The following is an 8,977-nucleotide window of genomic DNA, read 5'->3' on the forward strand; positions in this document are numbered from 1 at the left end:
TTATCTATTGTTAATTTAGGCGGAATCGGGAGTGTTGGGCGATTTAACGGTAAATTGTACAGTTAATTTGGGTGGTTTTTCGCTAAAGCGGTGATTTTGGTGAGATTAACGGTAGGTTCTACGGTTAGTTGCTCGGACAGCGGATCACGTCGAAATTAACGGTACATTTTCCAGTAAATTCGAGTGTAGGTTAGTTAGTTTATCCAAGAATCAAGCAACATCGGCGGTTTTAAGCTACACCAGAGCGGAGGAGCGCCATAGTAACCTGATTTGGAGGTACATGACCCATGAAGTGGATCGTAGGGCTCGGCAATCCGGGAGCCCAATATGAGAAAACCCGGCATAATATCGGCTTTATGGCCGTAGATGAGTTGGCGCGCCGGCATGGCATCGAGATCAAGCAGAGCAAATGCAAAGCACTGATCGGGGAAGGAATGCTGCCGGGCGGTAAAGTGGTACTGATCAAGCCGATGACCTACATGAATCTATCCGGCGAAGCGGTGCGTGCTTATATGGACTACTATAAGGCGTCGATTGAAGACATGATCGTGGTGTACGACGACTTGGATACCGAACTGGGGCGCAACCGGCTGAGATATCAAGGCAGCGCCGGCGGGCATAACGGCATTAAGTCGATCATTCAGCATACCGGAACGCAGACGTTCAACCGAATCCGGATGGGCATTTCCCGGCCGGAGCCGGGGTTTGCGGTGGTGGATTACGTTCTGTCGGGGTTTGCGAAGAAAGAGAAGCCGCTGCTCGACCAGTCCATCCAAGCGGCATGCGATGCGTTGGAATACAGCCTGGATCATACGTTCGAGCAAACGATGGCTAAGTTTAACGGCTAAGGTTTATAGCAAGGACGATAGGCTAAAAGCCAAACGCCCGGGGCATACTGGAGACATAAAGAATCTTCAGGAGGCATATAGATGGCTATAAACTACGTTTGCCGGCACTGCCGGACGGTGATTGGTAGAATTGAATCGCCTCAAGTGACAGAAGCCCAACTGGGCTTCCATTCCTTGACCCCCGATGAGCGGAGAGATATAATAGCGTATGATTCAAACGGCGAAATGACGGTTCGGGTGACCTGCGATTACTGCAGGGAAGCGCTCGACCATAACCCGGAGCTGATGCTGCTTGCGAATCCCTTGCAATAGTCCGCAGGCCATCAGGAACAATGAACAAATTCACCGGAATGTACGGTTATAGAGCCTTGGCACGTTTGCTGAGGCTCCTTTTTGGTTCGGGTAAGGTGGACTTACCCTTTTCGTCTAGACATCCATTTTCTATCCATCAGCAGTAAGAGAGGTGCCCCATTTGCTACAAGCACTTATTCAAGCTTTTTCACGCGATACCGATTTTGCTTCGACGGTAGCGGGCGTGAACTCGGGCATGAAGGAGCAGTTGATCTCCGGCTTGTCGGGTTCATCCAGGCAGGTGATGCTGGCCGCGCTGCATCAAGAAACGAACCGGCCGCTGCTCGTCGTGACCCACAATATGTTCGCCGCGCAGAAAATGTATGAAGATTTACAGGAAGCGCTATCACCGGATCAGGTGCTGTTGTACCCGGCAAATGAGCTGGTCGCTGCCGAATCGGCCGTGTCCAGCCCGGAAACGCTGGCGCAGCGGATCGAGGTGCTGCTGCAATGCTCCCGGGGATTCCGGGGCATCGTGGTGGTGCCTTATTCCGGCATTCGCCGTTTTATCCCGACGCCGGAGGCCATGGCTGAAGCGGGACTGACGGTCCGGCTCGGAGGCACGCTGGAGCTGGAGCATTTCCTGACCCAAATGGTCGAGCTCGGCTACGAGCGGGTCGAGCGGGTGGAATCCCGCGGTGAAATGAGCCTGCGCGGAGGGATCATCGACTTCTATCCGCTGACGGCTTCCACGGCTTACCGGGTGGAGCTGTTTGATGACGAGGTCGATTCGATCCGGACCTTTGATCCGGCGGATCAGCGGTCGGTAGACCAGATCAAGGAAGTGTTCATCCCGCCTTGCAAGGAACTGATCGCTTCGAGGGAACGGCTGGAGCAGGCGGCGCAGGCCGTGTCCGAGAAGCTGGAGATCCAGTTGGACAAGATGACCGACCGTCAGGCGAAGAACCGGCTCCGCGAAGAGCTGTTCAAAGAAATGGAAATGCTGCGCGAGCATGTTTATTTTTCGGAAATCTATAAATATATTTCTTTGATTTATCCGGAGCGAAAAACGCTATATGATTACATGCCGAAGGATACGCTGCTTCTGCTCGACGAACCGGCGCGCCTGTTGGAAACGGCCAAGCAGCTGGAACGCGATGAAGCGGAATGGAATTTGCACCTGTTCCAGAACGGGAAGAGTCTCCCCGATCTGCCGCTGGCGGTAGACGTGGATCACTTGATCTACCACCGTCCGTTCCAGACGTTGTTCATGTCGTTGTTCCTGCGTCAAGTGCCGCATTCCCAGCCGCAGAACATCGTGAACTTCGTGACGCGGGCGATGCAGGATTTCCATGGGCAAATGAACGTGCTAAAGGCGGAAATGGAACGCTGGAAAAAGAGCGGCGCCCACGTCATCATGCTGGCCAGCACCGATGAGCGCATGGATCGGATGCGGCGGGTGCTGCAGGACTACGGCATTGAAGAACCGTCGCTGCTGCAGGGCAACCTTCAGTCCGGCTTCGAACTGCCGTCCGTGCACCTCGTCGTCATCACCGAAGGCGAGATGTTCTCCCAGAAACAGCGCAAAGCGCGCCGCGTTGGGAAAAGCATGGACAATGCCGAACGGATCAAGAGCTATACGGAGCTGAAGGTCGGCGATTACGTCGTTCATCAGAATCACGGAATCGGGAAATACATGGGGATCGGAACGCTGGAGGTCGGCGGGATCCACAAGGATTACATGCATATCCTATATGCCGGCGGCGACAAGCTGTCGGTGCCGATCGAACAGATCGACATGATTCAGAAATACGTCGGTTCCGAGGATAAGGAGCCGAAGATTTACAAGCTGGGCGGCAACGAATGGACCCGCGTGAAGAACAAGGTTCGTTCCTCCGTACAGGATATTGCCGACGATTTGATCAAGCTGTACGCCGAGCGGCAAGCTGCTCCAGGGTATGCCTTCGAGAAGGACACTCCCGAGCAGCAGGAATTCGAAGCCATGTTCCCGTACGAGGAAACCCCGGACCAGCTGCGGGCCATCGAGGAGATCAAGAAGGACATGGAGCAGAGCCGTCCGATGGACCGCCTGCTCTGCGGTGACGTAGGGTATGGCAAGACCGAAGTCGCGATTCGCGCGGCCTTCAAGGCGGCGATCGAAGGCAAGCAGGTGGCGGTGCTCGTGCCGACGACGATTTTGGCCCAGCAGCACTATGAGACGTTCCGCGAGCGGTTTGCCGGATACCCGATTAACATTCAATCGTTAAGCCGCTTCCGCAGCCGCAAGGAGCAGAACGAAACGATCAAAGGCGTTCGCCAAGGCACGGTGGACGTCGTGATCGGAACCCACCGGATTTTATCGCAGGATCTGGTCTTTAAGGATTTGGGTTTGCTGATCGTCGACGAAGAACAGCGGTTCGGCGTGACGCATAAAGAGAAGCTGAAGAAGCTGAAAACGAACGTGGACGTGCTTACCCTGACGGCAACCCCGATTCCGCGGACCCTGCATATGTCGATGCTGGGCGTACGGGACCTGTCGGTCATCGAAACGCCGCCAGAGAATCGCTTCCCGGTGCAGACGTATGTGGTTGAGCACAGCCAGTCGCTCGTGCGTGAAGCGATCGAACGGGAGATGGCGCGGGGAGGACAGATTTATTACCTGTATAATCGCGTGCAGGGCATTCAGGAAATGGCCTCGCAAATTTCCATGCTGGTTCCCGATGCGCGGGTCGGGATCGGCCATGGCCAAATGTCGGAGCAGGAGCTGGAGAAGACGATTCTCGATTTTCTCGACGGAGAATACGACGTCTTGGTCAGCACCAGCATCATCGAGACCGGGGTGGACATTCCGAACGTCAATACGCTGATCGTACACGACGCCGACAAGATGGGCCTATCCCAGCTGTACCAGCTTCGTGGCCGCGTCGGACGGTCTAACCGGATCGCCTATGCTTATTTCACGTATCAACGCGATAAGTCCTTGACCGAGGTCGCCGAGAAGCGGCTGCAATCCATCAAGGAATTCACGGAGCTCGGTTCCGGCTTTAAAATCGCCATGCGCGACCTGGCCATCCGGGGGGCGGGGAATTTGCTTGGCGCGGAGCAGCACGGTTTTATCGCTTCCGTCGGGTTCGATCTGTACTCGCAAATGCTGGCCGAGGAGATCCAGAAGCGCAAAATCACCATGCTTGGCGAGACCGTACCGGCCGAAGCGACCTGGAATACGACGATCGATCTGGGCATCGACGCGTATTTGCCATCGGACTATATCTACGACAGCATTCAGAAGATCGAGATCTACAAGAAGACCGCCTCCGCTGCGACGTTCGAGGACGTGGCCGAGCTGGAGGACGAGCTGCTGGACCGGTTCGGCGAACTGCCGGATGCCGTGCAAAATCTCCTAGCCGTCGCCCGTGTCAAACTGTATGGTAAGCAGTATGGCATCGAATCGATTACGCTGCGGGGCGAGGAAGCGACGATCAAATTCTACGAAGGCCGGGAAAAGGTCGTCGTTCCGGGCAAGCTTGCGGAAGTTGGCAATCTTTTCGGAAGACGTGTACAATTTAGTCAAGGATCCGTGATGCTCATCCGGATTAAAACCAAGGGAATGGACGACAAAGAATTGATGGGCTTGTTGGAGCAGTTTCTCGGAGCCCTGAAGGATGCGTTCAAAGCGAAAGGGGAACTACAGGATGTTTCAAAGTAAAAGGCGCTCATGGAGAATGCTGCTGATTGCGCTCGTAGCGGTATTAGCTTTCTCCGTCATGGCAGGATGCGGCAAGAAAGAGGCAAGCTCGGGAGGGAAAGATACGAGTAAAGTCATCGCTACGTACGAAGGCGGCGAAATCACGGAGAACGAATTTGACCGCGAGCAGCGGATCGTGCTTGCGCTCCAGCCGCAAATGGAACAATTCATGCAAATGGAGGATTTCCGCCAGTATTTGATCAAGCAGGAAATCGCTTATGAATACCTCGAAACCAAAGCCGACGACAAGACCAAGGAAGCCGGCAAGAAGAAAGCCGAAGAGCAGTTTGATCAGATGAAGACTTCGTACGGCGAAGACAGCTTCAAACAAATGCTGGACGCCCAGAAGATTACCGAAGCGGATTTCAAGAACTACATGGTACGGATTTATACCGTCATGGAGGGCGAACGGCAGAAAATCTCCGAAGACGACGTGAAGAAGGAATTTGAAGCGACGAAACAGGATTACACGACGGCAACGGTCCGCCATATCCTGATTAACTTTACTGATCCGGACGGCAAAGAGCGTACCTCCGAAGCTGCGCTCAAGCTGGCCAAGGATGTTAAAGCCAAATTGGACAAGGGCGAGGATTTCGCTGCTTTGGCTAAACAGTACTCCGAGGACCCAGGCTCCAAGGATAACGGCGGTTTGTACGAAAACGTGGAGGTCAGCAATTGGGTAGAAGCCTTTAAGCAAGCTGCCTTAACCCAGCCGTTGAACGAAATCGGCGAACCGGTGGAGACCGAATACGGTTACCACATTATCCGCGTGGAAGCCCGGACCGAGAAGAAATACGAAGATTTGAGCCAGGAGCAGAAGGACATGATCCAAACGACGCTGGCCTCGAACAAATTGGACGAGTTCATGTCGGGGGATCTGGAGAAGAAGATCATCAAGAAAATCGAACTGCCTAAAGTGGAAACCAGCACCGGCGAAAACGGCACGGGCGCAGGCACCAATGCAGGCAATGGAACGAATGCGGGAACCGACGCAGGCACGAATGCCGGTACGGAAGGATCCGGCAACGCCGGAAACGCCGGAACGAGCGGCAACGGGGCGGCCAACAACGCCGGCACCAATGGAAGCAATACGAGCAAATAAGCCGAACCAGGAAGCAGCGGGGAGAAATTCCGCGCTGCTTTTTTTTCGCGGACATTTTTACCTATACGCGGCAAGCCGTTTTAAATCATGGTTCATTATGATGAATAAGGTGTTCGCCCGGGATGAATACTATGGTCATAATCACAGAACAAGCCATCCCTGTCCCCACCTTCGGCCGCTCGTTTTGGCGAAGCTCATGGCGCATACATCTGTGTAAGCCGCAGATTACGTATAAAGTCCGATTAGGTGAAGCTTAAGGAAATTCAAGCCGTAGTTCAAAACTTCTAAGAAAGCGGGGCATCAAGTGAAATGAAAGCTACTGGTATTGTACGCCGTATCGATGATCTGGGCCGTGTTGTTATCCCTAAGGAAATTCGCCGCACCTTGCGGATTCGGGAAGGAGATCCGCTCGAAATTTTCGTGGACCGGGATGGAGAAGTGATTCTGAAGAAATATTCGCCGATCGGCGAATTGGGCGATTTCGCCAAGGAGTATGCGGAGTCGTTGTATGAGAGCACCAGTCATATTACCTTAATTTCCGACCGGGATACCATCATCGCCGTAGCGGGGGCTTCCAAGAAGGAATACCTGGAGAAGCAAATCAGCTCGCTGCTGGAAGGCAGCATGGATAGCCGTAAAATCATGATGGAAACGGAGTCGGGGTCTTACGAAATTACGAAGGATCATCCGGAGAGCATCTCCTCGTTCGTGATCGCGCCGATTATTGCCGGCGGGGATCCGATCGGAACGGTGGTGCTCGTCAACAAGGACGATTCCGTGAAAATGTCCGATTTGGAATCGAAAATGGCCGAGACGGCAGCCGGTTTTCTGGCGAAACAGATGGAGCAATAGAACCAAAGGCATCAGGTATGGCGCATGGAGGAACTTACACACACCCGCTGTTTGGGGCGGACGCGGTCCGTCCGAACCTTCAAGGGATGTGTAAGTTTTTTGCGTTTCGCCCGGGAGAAATGGCGACAGTCCCTCGTTTCGTCATATAATGGAACCTGTTAGCTATAGGTATGTTATTCTTGATGAAGCAAAGTAGGTTGCCATGATGGAAACGAAGGAAAGCTTGTCCTCGAAGCTGCTGAAGGGAGCGGCCGTGCTGAGCGCGGCGGCTTTGATCACCAAGCTGCTGGGGATGCTGCAGAAGATTCCGCTGCAAAATATCGGAGGAGACGGCGTATTCGGTATTTATAATACGGTATATCCTTTTTATACGCTATTGATTACACTCACGACATCCGGCTTTCAAGCGGCGGTGGCCAAATTCGTTGCGGAACGCCAGGCGCCCGGCCTGGAACGGGAACGGAGCGAGGTGCTGCGGCTGGCGGCTGCAATGATGACAGTTTTGGGAATCGCTTTTGCGGTACTGCTGTATTTCGGGGCACCGGTGTTGTCGCAGCTGATCGGCAGCCGTCTGCTGATCCCGGCCTTTCGCGGAGCGGCTCCGGCGCTGCTGCTCGTTCCGGTAGCTGCGGGGCTGCGGGGGTATTTTCAGGGGCACCAGAATATGACGCCGACCGCGGTCTCTCAGGTGTTGGAGCAGGCCGTCCGCGTCACGGTGATGATCGTCCTGCTGCTGGGGTTAAGCCGGATCGGGGCCGGAGAAGCGGATCTCGCCGGAGGGGCGCTTATCGGCTCCTCGGCGGGAGCGGCTGCCGGTCTTGTGGTGATGCTGCTGTACTGGCGGGCCTACACCCGCTCTGCACCGCGGAGGCTGGAAGCCGCACGACCGGCGAATGCGGATCGGCCGTCCCGACGGGAGAAGCGAAGCCAGCTTCTGTCTTCGCTGATGAAGTATGCGCTGCCGATCAGCCTCGCCTCGCTGGCGGTTCCGCTCATCAGCCTGGTGGATACGTTCACGCTGCCCCGGCTGCTCTCCGCCCATGGGGAGGAACTGCGAATCATGGCCCAGGTGGGCATTTACAACCGGGGGATCCCGCTGGTTCAGCTCGTCACGATGCTGGCGACGTCGCTGTCGGTGTTGTTCATCCCGGCGATGGCCGAGCTGCAGATGAAGGGGGACGCCGGGGCGATCCGGCGGCAAGTGCAGGTGGCCTTGCGCTGGTTCTGGCTGATCGGCCTGGCGGCTTCGCTGGGCCTGGCCTTGCTGGCTGCGCCCATCAACGTGATGCTGTACGAGGATGCGGCGGGGTCGGCCACCTTGGCCTGGGTGGCCTGGACGGCCGCGCCCGGCGCGCTGGTCGCGGTCACGAGCGCCCTCCTGCAGGGCCTCGGCCATGTGCGCGCCCCGGCGCTGCACCTGCTCGCTGCGGCGTTGCTCAAGACCGCGTTGAACGCGGTGCTCGTGCCGCAGCTTGGCATCACCGGCGCCGCGATCGCCGGCGTCGCCGCGTACGGCGCGGCAGCGGCGCTGAACACCGCGCTGCTGCTGCGCCGGGTCCAGCTGCGTCCGCGCCTGCGGGACGCGCTGCTGCGCCCGGCGGCGGCCGCCCTGGCGATGGCCGCCGCGGTGCTGGCGCTGCGCCTCGCCGCCGCCGAGCTGCCCGCGGGCCGCGGAATGGCCGCGGCCGTGAGCCTGCTCGGCGTGCTGCTGGGCGCAGCCGTGTTCGCCGCAGCCGTGCTGCGCACGCGGCTGCTTAGCGCGGCAGAGCTGAGCGCCCTGCCGCGGGTGGGACCGAAGCTGCTGGCGCTGCTTCGGAAGTTGCGGCTGCTGCCTTAGCTTGGCTTGGCAAGCCCGCCGAGCTCGCCTCACGCCGGCGGTTGCCGATGCCGGACTTATTTCTATTTCGCCCGCGGCAGTGATATAGTAAAAGGTGGCAAGCTGCGGTGCTGATAGCTGAATCCCTAACGGACCTCAGCGCTGTTATTTCGGCGAGATCCGCCGTTTTCCATTTGTAACGGACCACAGAGATCCTATTTGGTACGGATGTTCTCGTATCAAGCCATTTTGGGGCAAATAGCGGCTGTCCTGTCCGTTAAAAGGGATATCGGCGTTTTTTCAGGCAAATAAGATCTTTCAGA

General features: G+C 56.3%; 6 protein-coding genes. All 6 read left to right on the forward strand.

The genetic code is table 11. The features are described from left to right. Nucleotides 1–287: 287 nt before the first annotated feature. The 6 genes from pth to MJ257_RS23935 all read left to right on the forward strand — a co-directional run bounded on the left by pth (nucleotide 288) and on the right by MJ257_RS23935 (nucleotide 8,675). On the forward strand, nucleotides 288–848 hold the full coding sequence (gene pth, locus MJ257_RS23910; RefSeq protein ID WP_178020561.1) for an aminoacyl-tRNA hydrolase: 561 nt from the start codon (nucleotides 288–290) through the stop codon (nucleotides 846–848). An 81-nt stretch (nucleotides 849–929) separates the two neighbouring features. Next, nucleotides 930–1,160, forward strand: coding sequence for an anti-sigma-F factor Fin (gene fin, locus MJ257_RS23915; RefSeq protein WP_178020559.1), 231 nt, complete (start codon nucleotides 930–932; stop codon nucleotides 1,158–1,160). Nucleotides 1,161–1,320: 160 nt separating this feature from the next. Next, complete coding sequence (gene mfd / locus MJ257_RS23920; protein ID WP_240271666.1) at nucleotides 1,321–4,845, forward strand: transcription-repair coupling factor; 3,525 nt, start codon at nucleotides 1,321–1,323, stop codon at nucleotides 4,843–4,845. 16 nt (nucleotides 4,846–4,861) lie between these two features. Next, complete coding sequence (locus tag MJ257_RS23925; protein ID WP_240271668.1) at nucleotides 4,862–5,986, forward strand: peptidylprolyl isomerase; 1,125 nt, start codon at nucleotides 4,862–4,864, stop codon at nucleotides 5,984–5,986. 309 nt (nucleotides 5,987–6,295) lie between these two features. Next, a complete protein-coding gene (gene spoVT / locus MJ257_RS23930; protein WP_178020554.1) occupies nucleotides 6,296–6,838 on the forward strand; it encodes a stage V sporulation protein T in 543 nt (180 codons plus the stop codon). Nucleotides 6,839–7,040: 202 nt separating this feature from the next. Next, nucleotides 7,041–8,675, forward strand: coding sequence for a putative polysaccharide biosynthesis protein (locus tag MJ257_RS23935; RefSeq protein WP_240271670.1), 1,635 nt, complete (start codon nucleotides 7,041–7,043; stop codon nucleotides 8,673–8,675). The last annotated feature ends 302 nt before the right edge of the window (nucleotides 8,676–8,977 follow it).

Source organism: Paenibacillus timonensis (assembly GCF_022427145.1).
GTDB classification, from domain to species: domain Bacteria; phylum Bacillota; class Bacilli; order Paenibacillales; family Paenibacillaceae; genus Fontibacillus; species Fontibacillus timonensis.